At 72.9% G+C, this 18,661-nt stretch carries 18 protein-coding genes; 11 read left to right on the top strand and 7 right to left on the bottom strand.

Annotated features, from left to right (window positions below):
• Window positions 1-61: 61 nt before the first annotated feature.
• From AB0C38_RS30475 to AB0C38_RS30460, 4 genes are all read left to right on the top strand, one after another.
• Window positions 62-1,273 carry a helix-turn-helix domain-containing protein gene (locus AB0C38_RS30475; protein ID WP_360679904.1) on the top strand — a complete coding sequence of 404 codons (1,212 nt, stop codon included), beginning with the start codon at window positions 62-64 and terminating at the stop codon, window positions 1,271-1,273.
• A 153-nt stretch (window positions 1,274-1,426) separates the two neighbouring features.
• Window positions 1,427-3,757, top strand: a complete 2,331-nt coding sequence (locus AB0C38_RS30470) for a molybdopterin cofactor-binding domain-containing protein (protein ID WP_360679902.1) — start codon at window positions 1,427-1,429, stop codon at window positions 3,755-3,757.
• A 10-nt stretch (window positions 3,758-3,767) separates the two neighbouring features.
• The gene (locus tag AB0C38_RS30465; RefSeq protein WP_360679899.1) at window positions 3,768-4,244 is read left to right on the top strand and encodes a (2Fe-2S)-binding protein; all 477 of its coding nucleotides are present in this window, start codon (window positions 3,768-3,770) and stop codon (window positions 4,242-4,244) included.
• Window positions 4,245-4,457: 213 nt separating this feature from the next.
• Window positions 4,458-5,951 (top strand): SulP family inorganic anion transporter, encoded by a 1,494-nt coding sequence (locus AB0C38_RS30460; protein WP_360680011.1) that lies wholly within the window; start codon window positions 4,458-4,460, stop codon window positions 5,949-5,951.
• Here the strand turns inward: AB0C38_RS30460 and AB0C38_RS30455 are convergent.
• Window positions 5,935-6,825: a LysR family transcriptional regulator gene (locus AB0C38_RS30455; protein ID WP_360679896.1), complete on the bottom strand. Its 891-nt coding sequence runs from the start codon at window positions 6,823-6,825 to the stop codon at window positions 5,935-5,937. The two genes, AB0C38_RS30460 and AB0C38_RS30455, sit on opposite strands and share 17 nt — an antisense overlap.
• A gap of 78 nt (window positions 6,826-6,903) precedes the next feature.
• On the opposite strand from AB0C38_RS30455, the gene AB0C38_RS30450 reads away from it, so the two are divergent.
• Window positions 6,904-7,809 carry an EamA family transporter gene (locus AB0C38_RS30450; protein WP_360679893.1) on the top strand — a complete coding sequence of 302 codons (906 nt, stop codon included), beginning with the start codon at window positions 6,904-6,906 and terminating at the stop codon, window positions 7,807-7,809.
• On the top strand, window positions 7,806-8,423 hold the full coding sequence (locus AB0C38_RS30445; RefSeq protein WP_360679890.1) for an NAD(P)H-binding protein: 618 nt from the start codon (window positions 7,806-7,808) through the stop codon (window positions 8,421-8,423). The genes AB0C38_RS30450 and AB0C38_RS30445 overlap by 4 nt, the downstream gene beginning before the upstream one ends.
• On the opposite strand, the gene AB0C38_RS30440 is transcribed toward AB0C38_RS30445, so the two are convergent.
• Complete coding sequence (locus tag AB0C38_RS30440) at window positions 8,407-8,850, bottom strand: hypothetical protein (protein WP_360679887.1); 444 nt, start codon at window positions 8,848-8,850, stop codon at window positions 8,407-8,409. The two genes, AB0C38_RS30445 and AB0C38_RS30440, sit on opposite strands and share 17 nt — an antisense overlap.
• Before the next feature lie 238 nt (window positions 8,851-9,088).
• On the opposite strand from AB0C38_RS30440, the gene AB0C38_RS30435 reads away from it, so the two are divergent.
• Window positions 9,089-9,910 carry a type II CAAX endopeptidase family protein gene (locus AB0C38_RS30435; RefSeq protein WP_360679884.1) on the top strand — a complete coding sequence of 274 codons (822 nt, stop codon included), beginning with the start codon at window positions 9,089-9,091 and terminating at the stop codon, window positions 9,908-9,910.
• Here the strand turns inward: AB0C38_RS30435 and AB0C38_RS30430 are convergent.
• From AB0C38_RS30430 to AB0C38_RS30420, 3 genes are all read right to left on the bottom strand, one after another.
• Window positions 9,894-10,568 carry a response regulator transcription factor gene (locus tag AB0C38_RS30430; protein ID WP_360679881.1) on the bottom strand — a complete coding sequence of 225 codons (675 nt, stop codon included), beginning with the start codon at window positions 10,566-10,568 and terminating at the stop codon, window positions 9,894-9,896. The genes AB0C38_RS30435 and AB0C38_RS30430 overlap by 17 nt on opposite strands.
• Window positions 10,565-11,695: a histidine kinase gene (locus tag AB0C38_RS30425; RefSeq protein WP_360679878.1), complete on the bottom strand. Its 1,131-nt coding sequence runs from the start codon at window positions 11,693-11,695 to the stop codon at window positions 10,565-10,567. Before AB0C38_RS30425 ends, AB0C38_RS30430 begins: the two co-directional genes overlap by 4 nt.
• Before the next feature lie 106 nt (window positions 11,696-11,801).
• Window positions 11,802-13,334 carry an alpha/beta fold hydrolase gene (locus AB0C38_RS30420; RefSeq protein ID WP_360679875.1) on the bottom strand — a complete coding sequence of 511 codons (1,533 nt, stop codon included), beginning with the start codon at window positions 13,332-13,334 and terminating at the stop codon, window positions 11,802-11,804.
• 180 nt (window positions 13,335-13,514) lie between these two features.
• Between AB0C38_RS30420 and AB0C38_RS30415 the strand changes: the two genes are divergently transcribed.
• Window positions 13,515-15,158, top strand: a complete 1,644-nt coding sequence (locus AB0C38_RS30415; protein ID WP_360679872.1) for a phospholipid carrier-dependent glycosyltransferase — start codon at window positions 13,515-13,517, stop codon at window positions 15,156-15,158.
• On the opposite strand, the gene AB0C38_RS30410 is transcribed toward AB0C38_RS30415, so the two are convergent.
• Both AB0C38_RS30410 and AB0C38_RS30405 read right to left on the bottom strand, forming a co-directional pair.
• Window positions 15,136-15,531, bottom strand: a complete 396-nt coding sequence (locus AB0C38_RS30410) for a hypothetical protein (RefSeq protein WP_360679870.1) — start codon at window positions 15,529-15,531, stop codon at window positions 15,136-15,138. The genes AB0C38_RS30415 and AB0C38_RS30410 overlap by 23 nt on opposite strands.
• Window positions 15,532-15,591: 60 nt before the next feature.
• Window positions 15,592-16,065 carry a sigma factor-like helix-turn-helix DNA-binding protein gene (locus AB0C38_RS30405; protein WP_360679867.1) on the bottom strand — a complete coding sequence of 158 codons (474 nt, stop codon included), beginning with the start codon at window positions 16,063-16,065 and terminating at the stop codon, window positions 15,592-15,594.
• A gap of 149 nt (window positions 16,066-16,214) precedes the next feature.
• Between AB0C38_RS30405 and AB0C38_RS30400 the strand changes: the two genes are divergently transcribed.
• The 3 genes from AB0C38_RS30400 to AB0C38_RS30390 all read left to right on the top strand — a co-directional run bounded on the left by AB0C38_RS30400 (window position 16,215) and on the right by AB0C38_RS30390 (window position 18,646).
• Window positions 16,215-16,547, top strand: a complete 333-nt coding sequence (locus AB0C38_RS30400; RefSeq protein WP_360679865.1) for a DUF5134 domain-containing protein — start codon at window positions 16,215-16,217, stop codon at window positions 16,545-16,547.
• Window positions 16,548-16,884: 337 nt separating this feature from the next.
• Entirely contained in the window at window positions 16,885-17,766 is an 882-nt protein-coding gene (locus AB0C38_RS30395) for an amidohydrolase family protein (protein ID WP_360679862.1), read from the top strand.
• A complete protein-coding gene (locus tag AB0C38_RS30390; RefSeq protein ID WP_360679859.1) occupies window positions 17,759-18,646 on the top strand; it encodes a hypothetical protein in 888 nt (295 codons plus the stop codon). Before AB0C38_RS30395 ends, AB0C38_RS30390 begins: the two co-directional genes overlap by 8 nt.
• Window positions 18,647-18,661 lie beyond the last annotated feature (15 nt).

Here is an 18,661-nt window from a genome sequence, read left to right as displayed (position 1 = left end):
CGGGAAGCCCAGCCGCGACGTAGGCTGACGCGCCGGTGAGAGCGCGACGGTGGTGGTGCGGATGGGCGAGACACGGGCGGAGGCCCGGGACACCGCGTGGTCGCTCGCGGCCAGGGTGCTGGACGAGCTCGACGAGCTCACCGGCGCCCTGGTCGCCGTCATCGTCGAGCAGAACCCCGGCTACCGCGTGGTCGACGTCGTGCCCGACGACGACCTGTGGCGCTCCTGCCACGACAACCTCCGCCGGGTCCTGCAGCTGATCGGCCGCGGCGCCGAGACCTCGGAGGATCTTTACGACGCGGCGAAGGCGACCGGCCGGCGCCGGGCCGAGCAGCAGCTGCCGCTCGACGACGTGCTGCGCTCGTTCCGGATCGGCGGGCGGCTGGTCTGGCAGGCCCTGACCGCGAAAGCCCGGGCGACCGGGTACGTCAACAACGAGGCCATGCTCGACCTCGCGACCCGCGTGTGGGAGGTCGTCGACGCCACGTCCGCCCAGGTGGCGCTGGCCTACCACGTGGCGGAGCGGAGCTTCGTCCGCGCGGACGAGCAGCGGCGGGCCTCGCTCTGGGAGGGGCTGCTGCAAGGACGAGCGGCCGACGCGGGGTTCGCCTACGAGGCGGGCCGGGCGCTGCGCCTGCCGATTTCGGGGCCCTACGTCGTCGTCGCGGCCGCGGGCCCCGGCGACGCCGCCTTCGCCGAGCCGCTCGGCACCGCGCTGGAGGACCTCGGATCGGCGTCGGCCTGGCAGTCGCGCGCGGACGTGCTCGTCGGCCTGGTCTCGCTGCCGGGCCGCGAGGTCACCGGCGCCGTCGGCGCGATCGGGTCCGTGCTGACCGTCCCGGCCGGCGTCTCCCTGGTCGTCGACGGGCTGGCGGCCGTGCACACGGCCTACCGCCAGGCGGTGCTGGCGATGCGGACCGTGCCGCCGGGCCGGGCCGACGTGGTGTGCCTGGCCGAACGGCTGCCCGAAGCGCTGCTGCTCAGCTCGCCCGAACTGACCGAGTCGCTGCAGCAGAACTGGCTGGGTGGCCTGCTCGACCTGCGGGCGGTGGAGCGCGGCCCGCTGCTCGAGACCCTCGCGACGTGGGTGCGCACCGGCGGCTCGGCGACCCGCTCGGCGCAGGCGCTGCACTGCCACCGCAACACCGTGCTCAACCGGATCCACCGGATCGAAGAGCTGACCGGCCGGTCGCTGACCGGCGGTGACCTGGCCCTGGAGCTCGCGCTGGTCGTCCGCGCGCTGCCGTTCCTCCCGCCACCGCGCGTGCCGTGACCGGCACCCGCTGTGCACACTGCACAACGACACTAGGCCAAATGTAGGCACTCAGATCCTTCATTCGGCGGCGTGATGTGTGTAACACTCCGGCCGGCGGTGCTCCGGCCCGCGCCTTCTCCCACACCGTCGTTCGAGAGGTCCCAGCCGCTCATGCCCGAACACGACCCCGCCCTCCCACCACCCGGGCCCGAGCCGCGCTCCATGGCCCGCCGCCGGTTCCTCGGCTTCGTCCTCGCCGCGCCGACGCTCGCCGTCGCCGCGCAGGTCGGGGTCGCGGAGCTGGCTCCCGGCCGAGCCGACGCGGCGATCCCGTCGCTGCCCCAGCCCGAGGACATCTTCGACCTCGGTGACCTGCAGAACCTCGCCGCGCTGCCGACGTCCGGCCTGATCAGCGTGCAGATCGGCGCCGACGGCCGGGCCGCGTTCGCCGTGCCGCGCGCCGAGGTCGGCCAGGGCATGACCACCGCCGTCGCGATGATGATCGCCGAGGAGCTCGACCTCCCGCTGGACAAGATCGACGTCACGCTGGCCGACGCGCGGCCCGAGCTGCTGATGAACCAGCTGACCGGCGGCTCCAACTCGATGCGCAGCATCTACACGCCGGTCCGGACCGCCTCGGCGATCGCCCGGCAGCGGCTGGTCGCCGCGGCCGCCGCGAAGTGGGGCGTGCCGGCGTCGCAGCTGACGACCTCCGGCGGCGTCGTGCGCGGCTCCGGCGGCCGCACGGCAGGCTACGGCTCGCTGGCGAAGGCTGCCGCGTCCGCCACCACGATCAGCGTCGCCGCGACGCTCAAGCCGCGGTCGCAGTTCAAGGTGCTCGGCACGCCGCAGAACCGCCTCGACGCCCACGCGGCGGTCACCGGCACCAAGCAGTTCACCCTCGACCTGGACGTCCCGGACGCGCTCCCGACGATGGTCGCCCGGCCGCCCACGATCAACGGCACGCCGCGCGCGATCCTCAACGCGGCCGAGGTCAAGGCGATGCCCGGGATCACCGACGTCGCCGCGATCTCGCACGGCGTCGCGGTGCGCGGGCGCACGTTCGGCCAGTGCATCGACGCGATCCGGGCCCTGAAGGTGACCTGGGGCGGGGGCACGGTCGACGGCGAGTCCGACGCGACGGTGCTCAAGAAGCTCAAGGCCGCGCAGCTGCCGATGGCCGTGCCGGGCCTGCTCGACCAGTACATCGACGCGGAGTTCACCTTCGCCGCGGCCAGCAACAGCCCGCTGGAGACCGGTGCCGCGATCGCCGACGTCCGCGCGGACCGCGCGGAGATCTGGTCGTGCCTGAAGGTGCCGATCGTCGCCCAGGAGGAGATCGCCAAGCTGCTGGGGCTGCCGCAGGACGCGGTCACGGTGCACGTCACCCAGGGCGGCGGGTCGTTCGGCCGGCACCTGTTCCACGACGCGGCCGCCGAAGCGGCGGAGGCGTCGCAGAAGATGGGCAAGCCGGTCAAGCTGATGTGGTCGCGCACCGACGACTTCCGCCAGGGCCGCATCCACCCGATGTGCGTCTCGCGGGTCCGGGCGACCTACCTGCTCGGCAACGTGATCAGCTTCGAGCAGCGCCACACGAGCGTGCAGACGGAGTTCAGCCACGGGCTCGGCGAGATGATCACCGCGACCGCGGCGAAGCTCCCGATCGCCGGCAACCTCACCTTCGCCGAGTCGATCTTCCTGCTGAGCCAGTCCTCGCCGTACAACTTCGGCGTCACGACCCAGCTGCTCAACGAGATCCCGCTGAAGTTCAACACCGGCAGCATGCGCAACATCTACTCGCCCAACGTCGTCACGGCCGAGGAGTTGGTGGTCGACCAGCTGGCGAAGAAGTTCGGCAAGGACCCGGTCGCGTTCCGCCGCGAGTTCCTCAAGGACACCCGGCTGCGCGCGGTGCTGGACAAGGCGGTCCAGGTCGGCAACTGGGGCCGTTCCCTGCCCGCCGGGGTCGCGCAGGGCATTGCGCTGCACGCCGAGTACCGCGGCGCGGTCGCGGTCCTGGTGGAGATCGACTGCCGGCCGGAGACGGTCAACCGCAAGGTGCCCGACGCCGTCACCGGCCCGCGGGTGACGAAAGCGACCGTGGTCGTCGACCCCGGCTTCGCGATCAACCCGCGCGGCCTCGAGGCGCAGATGATCGGCGGCCTCAACGACGGCATCGCGATGTGCCTCACCTCCAGCGTCCACATCAAGGACGGGCTCCCGCTGGAAGGCAGCTGGGACAACTACTTCTACACCCGGGAGTGGAACACCCCGCCCGAGACGCAGGTCGTCGTCATGCCGAACACGTCGTCGAACCCCAGCGGCGCCGGCGAGCTCGCGGTGGCGCCGTCGTTCGCCGCGGTGGCGTGCGCCTACGCCCGCGCGGTCGGCAAGATGCCGACGTCGTTCCCGATCAACCACGGCACGCTCGGCTTCGAGCCCTTGCCCGTGCAGCCGTCCACGCCGCCGTCGCCCACCGACGGCCTCGACCACGCCTACTAGGAGCGCCGCCGTGCCAGAACAAACTTTCCGGGTCAACGGCCGCGTGGTCACCGTCGACGCCGACGACGACCTCCGGCTGCTGTGGGTCCTGCGGGACCTGCTGGGCATCACCGGCCCGAAGTACGGCTGCGGGCTCGACGTCTGCAAGGCGTGCACCAGCCACATCAACGGCAAGGCGTTCAACCCGTGCTCGGTGCGGGTGGCCGACATCAAGGACACCGACGAGATCACGACGATCGAAGGCCTGCCCGCGACGGTGGGCAAGGACCTCCACCCGATGCAGGAGGCGTGGCTGGAGCGGGACGTGGCCCAGTGCGGCTACTGCCAGCCGGGCCAGATCATGGCGGCGGTGGCCAAGGTCCGCCAGGCGCGCGCGGCGGGCCGCGACATCACCGACGCCGACCTGGACGAGATCCGCAACATCTGCCGCTGCGGGACCTACGCCCGGATCCGCGAGGCGGTGAAGGCGGGCGCGGAGAACATGTGACCCGGGATCGAAGGGTCGACACGGCGACACGGCCGTGTCGACCCTCCAGTCACGTGAGTCGACTCCTCAATCACGCGTGCTGACCCTTCGATCACGGCGGAGTGGAGTGATCCGGCCCTCATCCGCCCTGGGCTGGCTCGGGGCGGGCTTCGGCTCGCCTCTAGCGTGAGGATTCGCGGCGGGCCCGCCGCCCGCGCCTAGCACGTCTGGTGAATCCTCGTGTCCTCCGTTCTTTCCGCCCTGCGCACCCGGCCGGCCTGGCTGTCGCCGAAGGTCGCGCGCACCGAGATCCTCGCCGGGCTGGTCGTCGCGCTGGCGTTGATCCCGGAGGCGATCTCGTTCTCGATCATCGCCGGGGTCGATCCGAGCATCGGCCTGTTCGCCTCCTTCACCATGGCCGTGGTGATCTCGGTCGTCGGCGGCCGCGCGGCGATGATCTCCGCGGCCACCGGCGCGATCGCGCTCGTCGTCGCCCCGCTCGCCCGCGAGCACGGCCTCGGCTACCTCGTGGCGACCGTGATCCTCGGCGGGCTGTTCCAGATCGTGCTCGGCTCGCTCGGCGTCGCGCGGCTCATGCGGTTCGTGCCGCGCAGCGTCATGGTTGGGTTCGTCAACGCCCTCGCGATCCTGATCTTCCTGGCCCAGGTGCCGGCGCTGATCGACGTGCCGTGGCCGGTCTACCCGCTCTTCGCCGCCGGCCTGGTGATCATGGTGCTGTTCCCGAAGCTCACCCGGGCGGTACCGGCGCCGCTGGTGGCCATCGTGGCGCTCACCGCGCTGACGGTCGCGGCGGGCATCAGCGTCCCGACGGTCGGGGACAAGGGCGCGCTGCCGTCGTCGCTGCCGGTGCCGGGGATCCCGGACGTCCCGTTCACCTGGGACACGGTGAAGCTGCTCGCGCCCTACGCGCTCGCGTTCGCGCTGGTCGGCCTGATGGAGTCGCTGATGACCGCCAAGCTGGTCGACGACATCACCGACACCCGCTCGAACAAGACCCGCGAAGCGATCGGCCAGGGCATCGCCAACGTCGTCACCGGGATCTTCGGCGGCATGGGCGGCTGCGCGATGATCGGCCAGACGATGATCAACGTCCGGACGGCCGGCGCCCGCACCCGGCTCTCGACGTTCCTCGCCGGGACGTTCCTGATGATTCTGTGCATCGTGTTCGGCCCGGTCGTCTCCGACATCCCGATGGCCGCGCTGGTCGCGGTGATGGTGCTGGTCGCCTTCGGCACCTTCGACTGGCACAGCATCGCCCCGGCGACGCTCAAGCGGATGCCGGCCGGCGAGATCACGGTCATGGTCGTGACCGTCGCGATCGTGGTGGCCACCAGCAACCTGGCGATCGGCGTGGTGGCCGGCAGCATCACGGCGATGGTCATCTTCGCCCGCCGGGTCGCGCGGCTGGTCGACGTCACCGCGGCCACCGACCCCGACGGCACGCAGGTCGTCTACGCGGTGACCGGCGAGCTGTTCTTCGCCTCCAGCAACGACCTCGTCTCGCGGTTCGACTACGCCGGCGACCCGGACAGCGTGGTCATCGACCTCACCGCCGCCCACATCTGGGACGCCTCCACCGTTGCCGCCCTCGACGCGATCACCGCCAAGTACGCCGACCGCGGGAAGTCCGTCGAGATCACCGGGCTCAACGTCCCGAGCGCGACCATGCACGGCCGGCTCTCCGGGGAGCTCACCGGGAGCCACTGACCGCGGCGTCGATGCCCAGCAGCGAGACGAACGCGCTCGCCGCCGGGGTCGGGTTCGCCGCCGCCCAGATGACGTACTCGACCCGGGCCGGGGCGTCGGTGATCTCGATCGTCGCCACGCCCGTCAGCTGGGGCGCGTACCCGGACGGCAGCATCGCCACCCCGAGGCCCGGGCCCACCAGGCGCGCGATGAAGTCCGCGCTCGTCACCTCGTAGGCGACCTCGCGGTCCAGGCCCGCCGCCGCGAACGCCTGATCCGTCTGCGCGCGCCCGGCCGTGCCCGCCGGGAGGTCGACGAACACCTCCGCGGCCAGGCGCCGCAGGCTGACCGTGGCTTCGCCGGCCAGGGGGTGATCCGGGGCCACGACCGCGATCAGGTGGCCGCGGGCCAGCTCGTGGACCGCGACGCCGCGCGGGCGGGCCGTCGTGGGCAGGCCGAGGAACGCCACGTCGAGGGTGCCGTCGTGGACCTGCTCGATCAGGTCGTCGCTCGCGCCCACCCGGAGACTGATGCGCACCGGCGGGAACCGGTCGTGGAACTCGCGCAGCGCGGCCGGGACGTCGGCCGCGGTGACCGTGGGGATCAGGCCGACGGCGAGCCGCCCGCGCACCTCACCCACCGCGGCCGCGACTTCGGCCGCCGCGCGCTCCGCCGCGTCCAGGCACTGGCGCGCCGCCGGCAGGAACGCCTCGCCCGCCGGGGTCAGGCGGACCCGGCGGCTGGTCCGGTCGAACAGCCGCGCGCCGAGCTCCCGCTCCAGCCGCGCGACCTGGTGGCTCAGCGCGGACTGGACGACCAGGCACCGCTCGGCGGCGCGGGTGAAGCTGGTCGTTTCGGCGATCGCGACGACGTAACGCAGCTGCTGGAGTTCCACGCGTCCATCTTGGATCACGATCGCTGCGGTGACGAACATGTATTGGACTCATCGATCGGTCTCCGGTGAAATTCTCGTATGACCAAGCAACTCCAGCGCGAAACCCGCGGCGTGGACCTGCCGCGCATCGCGCTCACGGCGTTCGCGCCGGCGGTGTGGGGCACCACCTACCTCGTCACCACCGAGTTCCTCCCCGCCGGTCACCCGCTGTTCGCCGGCCTGCTCCGCGCCCTGCCCGCGGGGCTGATCGCGCTGGTGCTGACCCGGACGCTGCCGCGGGGAGCCTGGTGGGGCAAGGCCGCCGTGCTCGGCGTGCTCAACATCGGCCTGTTCCTGCCGCTGCTGTTCATCGCCGCCCAGCGCCTGCCCGGCGGGGTGGCCGCGACGCTGGGCGCCGCGCAGCCGCTCGTCGTCGCCGTCCTGTCCGTGGGCCTGCTCCGCGAACGCCTGTCGGGGTGGCGGCTGTGCTGGGGTGTGGCGGGGATGGCCGGCGTCGGCCTGGTGGTGATCGGGCCGGCCGCGGTCTTCGACGGCGTCGGCGTCGCGGCGGGTTTGGGCGGCGCGGTCACGATGGCGTTCGGCGTGACGCTGACGAAGCGCTGGGGACGGCCCGCCGGCGTCGGCCCGACCGCGTTCGCCGGCTGGCAGCTCACCGCGGGCGGTCTCTTCCTGCTGCCGCTCACGGCCGTCTTCGAGGGCGCGCCGCCGCCGATCGACACCGACGCCGTGCTCGGCTATCTGTGGCTGGGCCTGGTGGGCGGGTTGCTCGCCTACGCCCTGTGGTTCCGCGGCGTCACGACGCTGCCGGTCGCGTCGGTGGCCGTGCTGGCGCTGCTGTCTCCGCTGGTCGCGGCGATCCTCGGCGCGGCCGTCCTGCACCAGACGCTCGGCCCGGTCCAGCTCGCCGGGTTCGCGCTCGCCCTGGCCGCGCTCGTCGCCGGTCAGGTCCCCGCTCCCGCTCTCCGGAAAGGAAACCTCCTGTGAAGATCGCCGTCGTCGGCGCCGCCGGCATGGTCGGCTCCCGCGTGCTCACCGAAGCCGCCCGGCGCGGCCACGACCTCGTCGCGATCGTCCGGACGAGACGGCCCGACTTACCCGATGCGGTGGAGGGCGACGCGGGCGACCCGCACCGGATGGCCACGCTCTTCGCCGGCACGGACGCGGTGGTGGCCGCGGCCCGTCCCGCGCCGGGGCAGGAGCACACCGTCGGCGCCACGACCACGGCGCTGCTCGACGCGGCCGCGACGGCGGGCACCCGCGTCCTCGTGGTCGGCGGCGCGGCACCGCTGCGGGCTCCCGGTGGCGGGCTGGTCCTCGACGACCCGCGGTACGTCCCACCCGAGTACCGCGCCATCGCCGGGGCCAGCGCCGCGCAGCTCGACGTCTGCCGCGCGCACCCGGCCGCCGACTGGGTCTACCTCAGCCCGCCGGCGGTGCTGGAGCCCGGTCCGCGGACCGGCGGCTACCGGCGCGGCACGACGACGCTCCTCACCCGGCCCGACGGGACGTCCCGCATCTCGGCCGAAGACCTCGCCGCCGCCGTCGTGGACGAGCTCGAAAACGCCGGCGCGGACCGGCACTTCACGGTCGGCTACTGACCTTGGTCTCGCACCGGACCTGCGGTGCGGCCTCGGTGCCGGACGCGACGCAGTCGAGGCCCTTGCCGGGCCCGGGAACCGGGTAGGCGAACACGGTCGGCGCGTCGCTGTCGCGGCCGGCGGAGAACTTGACGACCGTCGGCGTCCAGGAACCGGTGCCGTGCAGGGCCTTCGAGTAGTACGCGGTGTGCGGGCCGATGGTGGTGCCCATGCCTTCGCCGTCGTCGTCCAGCTCGTGCACGTTCAGCACGTAGTCCCCGGCGGTGTACTTGCCCTGGTCCTCGTGCCCGGCTTCGGCCGGCGTCGCGCTGACGACCTCCGGCGCGACGGGGTCGGCGGCGGTGGCGATCACGGTCGCCCCGGCCGCCACCACCGCGGCCCCGACGGCGACGGCGATGACGCCGGCCCTTCTGGTGCGCACCTTCATGGTGCCTCCTCACTCCCGCTCGACGATCAAGCTAGGGGAGCGGGGTGGCCGGTCACCTCGGCCGAAGGTACCGGGGACCTCGTCCTTTCGGCCGAGGTCCGGCGGGGGCCACAGGGTGATCCGGCAGGGGGTGTCCCTCTCGAGAGCCACAACGAGTGTCCGTCACGGAGTGATGCCGCACCGCACGCCGCGCTCGTAATCTCGCCGCACTGCACGAAGTCCGGCGAGAGGAATCCCGATGACCAGCCCCACCGAGCGGAAGCCGCGGCTGCTGCGCTTCCGGTTCCCCGTCCTGCTCGTCGCCACCGCTGTGCTGCTGGTCGCGGCGCGCGGGCTCGACGCGCTCGTGGCGGGGGTGCCGGTACTGCGGCTCCTGGTCGGGATCGGCGCGGCGGCCGGTGCGGTCTTCGGCTACAAGTGGGTGGTCCGGCGGGTCGAAAACCGGGACGAGATCACGGAACTGGCCACCACCGGGCGGTGGGGCGGGCTCGGGCGCGGTGCGCTCGTCGGGGCCGGCGCCTTCCTCGCGACCATGCTGCTCTCGATCGTCTTCACCGACGCCGACATCAGCGGCGGCTCGTTCTGGGCCTGCCTGGGTGTCGCCGGCTCGATGGCTTCGGTGGCCGTGACCGAGGAGCTGCTGTTCCGCGGCGTGCTCCACCGCATCCTCGAACAGCGCGCCGGCAGTGTCCTCGCCATCGTGGTCTCGTCGCTGCTCTTCGGCCTCACGCACCTGATCAACGGCAACGCGACGGTGTGGGGCACGCTCGCCATCGCCGTCGAGGGGGGCGCGATGCTGGCCGTCGCCTACACCGCCACGCGGTCGCTGTGGGTGCCGATCGGCCTGCACTTCGCCTGGAACTTCCTGCAGGGCGGCGTGTTCGGCACCGCCGTCTCCGGCGCCGAGAGCGAACCCGGCCTGCTGCGCACCGTCCTTTCCGGACCGGACGCGCTCACCGGCGGCTCGTTCGGTCCGGAGGCCGGCCTGTTCGCGCTGGTGTGCTGCCTGGCGGTGACGGCGCTGCTGCTCCGCCGCGCGAAGCTCATCCCGCGGCGCTGACGAGCCCGGTCCGGTAGGCCAGCACCACGGCCTGGACCCGGTCCCGCAGGTCGAGCTTGGTGAGGATCCGCGAGACGTACGTCTTCACCGTCTCCACGCTCAGCACCAGCTCGGCCGCGATCTCGGCGTTCGACAGGCCGCCGGCGATCAGCTTCAGCACCTCAAGCTCCCGTCGCGCGAGCCGGTCCAACGGACCACCGGCGGGCGCCGCCGGCTGGATCCGCTCGGCGTAGCGGCCGATCAGCGTCCGGGTCACCGCGGGGGAAAGCAGCGACTCGCCGCGCGCGACCGTGCGCACCCCCTCGACGAGCTCGTCCAGGGGCGCGTCCTTGAGCAGGAACCCGCTCGCCCCGGCCCGTAGCGCGTCGTAGACGTACTGGCCGACGTTGAACGTCGTGACGACCAGCACCTTCGCCGGGTTCTCCGCGCCGGGACCGGCGACGCGGCGGGTCACCTCGATCCCGTCCAGCAGCGGCATCTGGATGTCCATCACGACGACGTCGGGGCGCAGCCGCTCGACCTGGGCGAGTGCCTCGCGGCCGTTCGCGGCCTGCCCCACCACCTCGAAGTCCGGCTGGGCGCCGAGCACCGTCGCGTACCCCGCGCGGATGAGCTCCTGGTCCTCGCAGATCAGGACCCGGATCGGGCCGTCGGTCATCCGTCGCTCCTCAGGGGAATCTCGGCGCTGACCAGGAAACGGTCCCCCGACGGGCCCGCGGTGAACCGGCCGCCGAGCGCGTCGACCCGGTCGCGCAGCCCGCCCAGCCCGCGGCCCCCGGAGCCGAGCGCGCCGGCCTCGGTCGCCGGGCCCTCGGTGGTCACCGCGATCTCGAGGAGGTCCGCACCGTAGCCGACGCGCACTGTCGCGGGACGGCCGGCGGCGTACTTGGCCGCGTTGGTCAGCGCCTCCTGCACGATCCGGTACGCGGTGAGCTCGGTTTCCGCCGGCAACGCCGGGCGTTCGCCCTCTTCGACCAGCTCGACCGCCCGGCCCGGCTGCTCGACGAGGCCGCGCAGCGCGCCCAGGCCCGGTGTGCGCGCCCCGGTCGCTTCGAGGACGCCGAGCAAGAACCGCAGTTCGGTGAGAGCGTCGCGACCCGAGCCGGTGATGGCGGCGAACACTTCGGGGACGCGCTCGGGCGGCAGGAACCGGGCGGCGTCGGCCTGGACCACCATGGCCGTCACGTGGTGGGTGACGACGTCGTGCAGTTCGCGGGCGAGCCGCGCCCGTTCGTCCGCCGCCGCGGCCAGGGCGGTGAGCCGCCGCCGTTCGGCCTCTTGCCGCCGTCGTTGCCGCACCAGGGCACCCAGCATCCAGAACAGGACCAGCACCACGTAGTAGACGACGAAGACCGGCAAGTCCGACGGCGACCCGCGCAGCGTGACCAGGACCGCGAAGGCCACGTACCCCGCCGACGCCGCCGCGGGCAGCGCCCGGCGGAAGCGCTCCTCGCGTGCTCCGGCCGAATAGAGCGCGAAGTACAGCGCGAGGCTGCCGATCGTGGGGGAGTACGCGAGCACTTCGTGTGCCGCGAAACAGGTCGCGATGACCGCCAGGGTCGCCGCGGGCCACCGGCTGCGCACCGCCAGCGGGAGCGTCAGCCCGAGCACCAGCACGACCGCGAAGAACCCATCGTCGTGCCTCGGCAGGTCGCCGAACTGGGCCCCGATCATGTCGAGCCCCGGCACGAACGCGGCCGCCGTGACGGCCGCGGCGAGCGCCAGGTCCCGGGCTTCCGGGGTGACGCCCGCCCATCGGTCCCGGAGACGTCCCAGCTTCGACATGGCGGGAGCCTAGCGATGCCGGGCATTCCCGGGCGGCCCGGCGGGACAAGAGAGCGGGCGGCCCTCGGAGGAGGAAGGCCGCCCGCGCCGGTCGGATCAGTTCCGATCAGTGCTTGGTGACATCGGTGCAGTCGATGTCCTTGTCCGGCAGTCGCCCGGTCTCCAGGAAACCGACGGTCGCGTTGTCGGCGCACGCCGAACCTTCGTGGTAGACGTAGTGCCCGCCGTTGTCGACGCCGACGAAAGCGGCGCGGTTGCCCAGGACGTGGCGCAGGCCGACACCGGAGTCCCACGGCGTGGCGTGGTCGCGGCGGTTCTGCAGGATCAGCGTGTTCCGCGCGCCCTGGCCGGTCACGGTGACGGGCTTCTCGGCCGGCTGCGGCCAGAACGCGCACGGCCAGATGTTCGCCGGCATGCCCGCGGTCAGCGGCCACGTCTTGCGGTCGGCGGCACTGCGCCGGGCGTAGTCGGCGACGTCGTGGGACCACTCGGCGTCACCGCAGGTGAGGGCCAGGAACATGGTCGCCTGGTTGTCCGCGGGAACGCCCGGGGTGGCCGGCGTTTCGGCGAAGACCTGCTGCAGCACCTTGCCGTCGGCGTCGGTGACGTGCCCGTCGGCCAGGTCCGCCGCGGCCTTCCAGACCTGCGCGAGCACCGGCAGCGTGTCGTTGTGGATGAGCAGCGCGTAGGTGACGCCACGCAGCATCGCCCCGCTCAACGACTGCGGGGTGCCCGGAACCGGCGCCGGCTTGCGGTCGAGCCGCTCGGTGAGCGCGAGGTAGGTCCGGGTGACCGCGTCCGGGGTGGCGCCGAATCCGAGGGCGGCGTTCTGCCCGGCGGCGACGGCGGCCGCGTCCGGGAACCGTTCGGCCATGCCCTTGCCCCAGCTTTCGGCCTCGCCCGCCCAGACGTGGGTGGGGTCGACGTTGCCTTCGAGGATCATGCGGTCGGTCCGGTCGGGGTACAGCGAGCTGTAGACCGTCCCGAGGTAGGTGCCGTAGGACTGGCCCCAGTAGGAGATCTTCGCCTCGCCGAGCGCTTCGCGGACGCGGTCGAGGTCGCGGGCGGTGTTGGCGGTGGTGAAGTACCGCAGGTTTTCCCCGGCCTTGGCGGCACACTGCTGGGCGGTGGCGCGGGCGGCTTGGACGTTCGAGTCGATCGAGCCGTCGGCGGCGGGGTAGGGGAAGAGGGCGGCGACGCTGGGGTTCTGGAGGCCGCAGCTCTGCGGGGCGCTGGTCCCGACGCCGCGCGGGTCGAAGCCGATCAGGTCGTAGCCGTCCAGGACGGACTTCGGCAGCGACGGCGCCATCGCGCCCGGCGTGTCGAGACCCGCCAGCGCCGGGCCGCCCGGGTTCAGCAGCAGGACGCCGTGGCGCTTCGCGGTGTCGGTGCTGGCCAGCCGGGAGACGGCGACCTCGATCGACGTGCCGTCGGGATGGCCGTAGTCGAGCGGGACCCGCACCTTCGCGCAGGTGAGCCGGGGATCCCGGGGCGTGCCCGGCGCCGCTGCCGGGCACGGTCCCCAGGCGAGGGCCGCGGCGGCCGGGGCGTCTTCGTCGTCCGCGCTGTCGCAGGCGGTCACACCGAGAACGGTCAGTGTGGTGACCGCCAGGGCCGCGGCGAGGCGGTGGCCGCGCACCCCCGTCCTGCGTATGTTGGTCATTGTGCTTGCCCTCCGAATTCCGCACCAGCGGGCCTTTCCGGTCCGCTGTTCGCGTTGACGGCGCCGAAGCTATCGGGAACAGGACACAGTGGAAGTCACCCCGGAGTGAGCAGAACCTGTAGCTCGCGCGGGGGACAACGGCTCCCGGAGTCCGATGTGGACCGACCGGGAAGGACCTTCGGGTCGTCGTGGCTGCGGCGGCACCGGCGGTGGGCGTTCGCACTCGTCGTGGTCGCGCTCCTCGCGGAGATGGCCGTCGCGATGCTCACGACGGCCGTGGAGCAGACGCCGACGATCGACGAGCCCGTCTACGTGGGTACGACCGTGGTCTACCAGCAGCAGCACAGCCTGCGGTACAACCCGGAGCACCCGCCGCTGGGCAAGCTGATCATCGGGACCGGCCTGGCCTTCGCCGGCGTCCACCTCGACCCGGCCTTCGTCGGCGACCAGTCGCAGCTCGGCCGGCAGGTGCTGTACGAGTCGGGCAACGACCCGGCCCGGCTGCTGCTCCTGGCGCGGCTGCCGGTGATCGTGCTGACGCTGCTGTTCGGGCTGGTCGTCTTCCTGTTCGCACGCGACCTGACCGGCCCGGTCGGCGGCTCGGCGGCGCTCGCCCTGTACGCGTTCTCGCCCGACGTCATCGCGAACGGATCACTGGCCACGCTCGACGTGCCGGTGGCCGGCTTCGTGCTGACGTCGGTCTGGCTGTTGTGGCGGGCCCGGCGCCGGCCCGTCCGCTATCTCCCGTTGGCGGGTCTCGCTTTCGGCGCGGCTCTCGCCACGAAGATGAGCGCGCTGGCGGCCATTCCGGTGGTGGTGCTCCTCGTCGTGCTGTCCGTCCGGCACGCTCGCCGCACGGGGGTGTTCGACTTTCACCGGGTTTTCGGGCCGCTTGTGGCGGTCGCGGGCGTCGCGCTGATCGCGATCGCCGTGGTGTGGATCTCCTACCTCGCCGTGGATCCGCGGCTGCGCTGGGAAACCCCGCCGGACCTGCCCGCCGTCCACGGCTTGCGCACGCTCGCCGACTGGCTGCCGTTCCCCGCGCCATACCGGGACGGGGTGCACCTGCAGTTCGCCTTCGAAGACCAGGTGTGGGGCGGTTTCCTGTTCGGCACGCACTACTTCGGTCCACTGTGGTACTACCTGCCGGTCGCGCTGCTGGTGAAGACGCCGCTGGGCGCGCTGGCGCTCGGGCTGGCCGGCGCCGTCGTCCTGGTGGCGGTACCCCGGCTGCGCCCGGCCGCCCCCTACGTCCTCGTTCCCGCGGCCGTGCTGCTGAGCGCGGCCATGACCGGCAGCCGTGACCTCGGTGTCCGGTACGCGGTCTTCGTGCCGATGTTCCTGGCGGTCGCGGCGGCCGGTGTGGTCGCCCTCCGCCGGCGGTGGGCGTACGTCGCGGCGGCAGCCCTGGTCGGCTTCGCCGCGGTCAGCTCCCTGCGGACGTTCCCGTACTACCTGCCGTACTCCAACGAGGCGTTCGGCGGGCCGGCGGAGACCCACCTGCGCCTGCACGACTCGAACGTCGACTGGGGCCAGGACCTGGGCCGGCTGGCCGACCGCCTGGGACAGCGTTATCCGGGTGAGCGGATCTGGCTCGTCTACAAGGGCAGCGGCGTCCCGTCCGCCTACGGCATCGACGCCGCCGACCCGCTCACCGTGGCGCCCGAGCGGGTTCGCGGGCTGCTCGTGGTGTCGGACTCCGCGGCCGTCAAGGCGGACGACCGGCTGCGGGCCCTGATCGGCGGCAGCACCCCGATCGACGAGGTCGGCCACTCCATCACGATCTACCGCCGGCCGTAGCACTGGCGGAGGTCTGCTCGTCGAACGGCGTGGCGTAGGAAGGGGGACGGGCCCGCAGGGCGAGCCGCCACGGGCCCTCGACGTCGATCGACGCGGACGTCACCACCGGGTTGGACTGCTGCCACAGGTGGATGTCGGCTTCGGGCACCTCTTGGCCGCGGTGGCGCTCCATGCGGGTCAGCCGGTGGCGCACCTGGGTCCGCGCCGCGGCCAGGATCCGCTCCGGGTAACCGGGGTCGTCGCCGGCGAGGTAGGCGAACCAGGGCTCTTCGTGCCCGGCCTCCTCCTTGCTGCGGAAGGGCCGCACGGTGCGCCAGTCGCACCCGCCGGCGGCACGCAGCCGTTCGATGCGCTCCCGGTCGCCGGCCTTCACCGCGGGCCGCCGGTTCTCCCTCGTCCCGACGCGCGCCAACGGCCGGCCGGCGTTCGGCGCCTACCTGCGCGGGGCGTCGGGCATCCGCCACGGAACCGGTCTGTACGTCCTCGCCTTGGCCGGCGACCGGGTCCGCGCCATGACCCGCTTCGAGAACAGCGTGCTCCCGGCGTTCGGCTTGCCGCGTTCACTGCCGGAATGACTCGGGACGGCCGCCGGCTCAGCCCGGTCGGCGGCCAGCGTCGCCCGGGCGCGCTGCAACGCGCTGCGTGCCGCGGTGGTCGTCATGCCCAGCGTCTCGGCCGCCTCCTGCACGCGGAAGCTCGCCACGTCGACGAGCATGAGCACCGCCCGCTGCCGCGCCGGCAACCGCTGGAACGCGGCGACGACGGCGAGGCGCGTGCTGTCGCGCAGCGCGGCGGGCTCGGCGGGGTCGTCCCCGGCCGTCGGCAGCGGTTCCAGCCACGACACCGTGTCGATCCGGGGCAGCGGTCCGGCGGTCTCCGTCCCCGCGCCGAGGCCGGAGGGCAGCACCCGGCTGTGCCTTGTCCACCCCGGTCATGACACCCGCTACCGCAACGAGAAGGGGCCCGGCGTGATTCCCGAACCGGCCCTGCGCTGGGTCTTCACCGTCGTTTACGCCGCGGTCGGCGCGTTTTGCCTGCGCCCGGCGCGTCGGCGGCGTGCTGCACCTGGCCCTGTGCGCGGGCATGATCGCGATGGCCTGGCCGGCGACGATGGACTTCGCGCCGGCGCCACAGGTCCTGTTCTACGGCTTCGCCGCGGTGTGGTTCACGGGCTTGCTCGTGTCCGGTGCGCAGGCCCACGACGGCTACCACGCCGTGACGGCGGCCGTGATGGCGTGGATGGTGCTGACCGTGGCATTCGCGGCGGCCGGCACGTTCTGGCTGGTCCGGGCCGCCGGCGCGGTCCGGACCCGGCTTCGCGCGGCGGGCCTGGCCGCCGACGCGGTCATGGGCTGGGGGATGGCGGTGCTGTGCGCGCTGCTGGCCTGAGCCGGTCGTCGATGCATTCCGGCCCGCCGCCTTGTCGGTCCGGGAAGACACGCACCTACGCCTACCTCGACCTGACGCCGCTCGGCCGGCAGACGCACATCACGAAGTTCGGTCTGCACGACGACTACGCGTCCTAGCGGGCCCTCGGGCCGGGACGCCGCCGCCGACGCGCCGTCCCGGCCACCGGGCAAAATTCGTGGCTATTGCGGGCTTTCGCCCGATTCGTCGCCTCGCTTCCGGAATGTCGCCGAGCGACGCGGATCACACCCACGATTGTCCCGCTTATCTTGAACAAAATTGTTAACGATCATGTAGGCTTCGTCGCACCCTGGTCAGAGTGCAGGAGAACCCCATGGTCGTCATCGACACGCACACCCACGTCATCTCGCCGGACACCGCCCGCCACCCGGCCGACCCGATCGGCGGCCGCCGGTCCGCGTGGTCCCTGGAGCATCCGGTCGACATCGACGGGCTGGTGCGGGCGCTGGACCAGGCCGGCATCGCGAAGGCCGTCGTCGTGCAAGCGTCCACTGTGTACGGACACGACAACCGTTACGTCGTCGAGGCCGTGCGCGCGCACCCCGACCGGTTCGTCGGCGTCTACTCGATCGACGCGCTGGCGCCCGACGCGGTGGAGCGCATCCGGCACTGGCAGGGCCAGGGCCTCTCCGGCTTCCGCCTGTTCACCACCGGGACGACGATGCCCGGCCAGGCGAGCTGGCTCGGCCACGAGGACTCCCACCCCGCCTGGGCCTACGCCGAAGCGCAGGACATCCCGGTGTGCCTGCAGATGACGATCCAGGGCCTGCCCGCGCTGCGGCAGCTGCTCGAACGCTTTCCGGGCGTGCGGGTGCTGCTGGACCACTGCGCGCGCCCGGACCTGTCCGACGGCCGGCCCTACCAGGCCGCGCGGGCGTTGTTCGAAATGGCCGAGTTCCCCGGCGTGCACCTCAAGCTCACGCACCGGGCGCTGGCCGCGTCGGCGGAAGGGGCGTCCACCCCGGCGGACTTCCTGGCCGACCTCGTCGGCGCGTACGGCGCGGGCCGCATCGCCTGGGGCTCCAACTTCCCGGCCGCGGAAGGGACTCCGGCGAGCATCCTGGCGCAGGCGCGGGAGACGGTGGCCAGTCTGTCCGAAGTGGACCAGGACCTGGTCTTCGGCGGTACGGCCGCGAAGTTCTACCCGGCCGTCGCCGTCGCGGGTGGCCACCGTGGCTGACCTCCGCACCGTCCTCGCCGACTACCCGCACACGGCCCCGCTGAAGAGCGGCGACGTCGTCAGCCCGTCGGTGCGGCTCGACTTCCACGCCGTCAAGCCGGTGCACAAGGCGTTCGCGCCGATGGTGCGCGACGAGGCCTACGACCTGTCCGAGCTGGCCGTGGTCACGGCGCTGCAGGCGATCGCCTACGGCCGCCCGGTCGTCCTGCTGCCGGTCGTGGTCGCCTCGCGCTTCCAGCGCGGCTGCCTGATCGCGCACGCGTCGCGGCCGGTGGCACCGGAAGAGCTGGCCGGCCGGCGCGTCGGCGTGCGCGCCTACACCCAGACCACCGGGATGTGGGTCCGTGCCCACCTCGCCGAAGACTTCGGGCTGGCGCCGCGGGACGTCCGCTGGGTCACCCGCGACGGCGCGCACGTGCGCGAGTACCCGGATCCGGCCTACGTCGAGCACGGCATCGGCGACGCGGCCCTGGTGGACCTGCTGCGCGAAGGCCGGATCGACGCGACGATCCTGGGCAACGATCTGCCCGAGGGTGACGAGTTCGTGCCGGTGATCCCCGACGCCGTCGCCCGCGACACGGAATGGTGGCGGCGCACCGGGTTCCTGCCGGTCAACCACATGGTCGTCGCCGGCGAGTCGGTCGCGCGCCGCGACCCCGCCGCCGTCCGCGAGGCCTACGACCTCCTGCGCCGCGCGGACCGCGCGGTGTCACGGCCGGCGGGCGACCCGAGTCCGACGCTGTTCGGCTTCGACCGGCTGCGCCGCCCGCTGGAGATCATCATCGACGCCTGCCTGGCGCAGGACCTGCTGCCCCGCGAGCTCGACGTGGACGAGGTGTTCGCGCCCGCCCGGGAAGTACTGGGCCGCGAAGCCGACTGACGGCGACTGAACCGG

This window comes from Amycolatopsis sp. NPDC048633, from assembly GCF_040650695.1.
In the GTDB taxonomy this organism is placed as follows: Bacteria; Actinomycetota; Actinomycetes; order Mycobacteriales; family Pseudonocardiaceae; genus Amycolatopsis.
Note: the sequence above shows the minus strand (reverse complement) of the source record. Positions and strands in the feature narration are given on the sequence as shown.